Raw genomic sequence first — 2128 nt, forward strand, 5'->3', positions numbered from 1 at the left:
GGAGTCGAACCCTTGACCTCCTGCGTGCAAGGCAGGCGCTCTAGCCAGCTGAGCTAATTCCCCAGTCTAGTTGATTGTTGTTCGTTGTTCGTTGATCGTAATTTCCATCAACCATCAACCAAGAACCAACAACTGGTGTCTCAACTTCCAGAATTTCCTTTCAATACTCAATGAACCTTTCATCGTAGTCTCAGGCAGACTCGAACTGCCGACCTCTACATTATCAGTGTAGCGCTCTAACCAGCTGAGCTATGAGACTGTCTTGGCCTAAAAATTTGCCAGTATATCAAAAAACACATTGTAAAACGACAGCATAAAGGTAAAGGACCACCTCGTGCGGGGCCCGAACAACCTCCGGGCGTCTCTTTCTCTAGAAAGGAGGTGTTCCAGCCGCACCTTCCGGTACGGCTACCTTGTTACGACTTAGCCCTAGTTACCGATTTTGCCCTAGGCCGCTCCTTGCGGTGACGGACTTCAGGCACTCCCGGCTTCCATGGCTTGACGGGCGGTGTGTACAAGGCCCGGGAACGTATTCACCGGATCATGGCTGATATCCGATTACTAGCGATTCCAGCTTCACGGGGTCGAGTTGCAGACCCCGATCCGAACTGTGACCGGTTTTATAGATCCGCGCCCCCTTGCGGGGTGGCTTCCCTCTGTACCGGCCATTGTAGCACGTGTGTGGCCCAGGACGTAAGGGCCGTGATGATTTGACGTCGTCCCCACCTTCCTCACGGTTTGCACCGGCAGTCCCGTTAGAGTCCCCATCTTTACATGCTGGCAACTAACGGCAGGGGTTGCGCTCGTTATAGGACTTAACCTGACACCTCACGGCACGAGCTGACGACAACCATGCAGCACCTTGCAGGCAGTCCGAAGAAAGGGATGTCTCCACCCCATGCAGCCTGCATTTAAGCCCTGGTAAGGTTCCTCGCGTATCATCGAATTAAACCACATGCTCCACCGCTTGTGCGGGCCCCCGTCAATTCCTTTGAGTTTCATTCTTGCGAACGTACTCCCCAGGTGGGATACTTATCACTTTCGCTTGGCCACGGAGCACGAATGCCCCACAGCTAGTATCCATCGTTTACGGCGTGGACTACCGGGGTATCTAATCCCGTTCGCTACCCACGCTTTCGTCCATCAGCGTCAGTACATGGTTGGTCACCTGCCTTCGCGATCGGTGTTCTATGTGATATCTATGCATTTCACCGCTACACCACATGTTCCGGCAACCCCACCATGACTCAAGACCTGCAGTATCAAAGGCAATTTTATGGTTGAGCCACAAACTTTCACCCCTGACTTACAGGCCCGCCTACGGACCCTTTAAACCCAATGATTCCGGATAACGCTCGGACCCTCCGTATTACCGCGGCTGCTGGCACGGAGTTAGCCGGTCCTTATTCTTACGGTACCGTCAGCCACCTACACGTAGGTGGGTTTCTTCCCGTATAAAAGCAGTTTACAACCCATAGGGCCGTCATCCTGCACGCGGCATGGCTGGATCAGTCTTCCGACCATTGTCCAATATTCCTCACTGCTGCCTCCCGTAGGAGTCTGGTCCGTGTCTCAGTACCAGTGTGGGGGATCCCCCTCTCAGGGCCCCTAACCATCGTTGCCTTGGTAAGCCGTTACCTCACCAACCAGCTAATGGTACGCATGGCCATCCCTGTCCGATAAATCTTTAATCCACATATCATGCGATACATGGATACCATGGGGCATTAATCCAAGTTTCCCTGGGCTATTCCCCTGACAGGGGCAGGTTCCATACGCGTTCCGCACCCGTGCGCCGGTCTCAAGGGTGCAAGCACCCTCTACCCCTCGACTTGCATGTGTTAGGCCTGCCGCTAGCGTTCATCCTGAGCCAGGATCAAACTCTTCATTGTATTTCCTTGAATGTCTGTCCGACACCCGGAAATATCCGGGCCCCCGCATCAAAATGGTTCTTATTCTCTTTACGCTGTCGTTACAATATGCATATGAACTTCTTCTTGTTTTTCCCGAAAAAAAAATCGGCCATCCCGACCAATCCCCCTCTCGAAAACGCCCTGCCTCATCAGCTAAGCGGGTGCAAATATAAGAACGTTATTCCGACTCCACAAAATGTTTTCGGATATTTTTT

Annotated in this window: 2 tRNA genes and 1 rRNA gene (1 of these 3 running past the window's edge); all 3 read right to left on the bottom strand. The window is 52.6% G+C overall.

Annotation, left to right across the window (positions count from 1 at the left end):
* A tRNA-Ala gene (locus D2V05_RS14030) sits at positions 1-63 on the bottom strand; it reaches 11 nt to the left of the window's first position.
* Positions 64-185: 122 nt separating this feature from the next.
* Positions 186-259: transfer RNA gene (locus D2V05_RS14035), tRNA-Ile, on the bottom strand.
* Between the two features lie 115 nt (positions 260-374).
* Positions 375-1892: ribosomal RNA gene (locus tag D2V05_RS14040) — 16S ribosomal RNA — on the bottom strand.
* Between the last annotated feature and the right edge of the window lie 236 nt (positions 1893-2128).

The sequence above is a fragment of the Flagellimonas pelagia genome (genome assembly GCF_003584135.1).
Classification (GTDB): Bacteria; Bacteroidota; Bacteroidia; order Flavobacteriales; family Flavobacteriaceae; genus Flagellimonas; species Flagellimonas pelagia.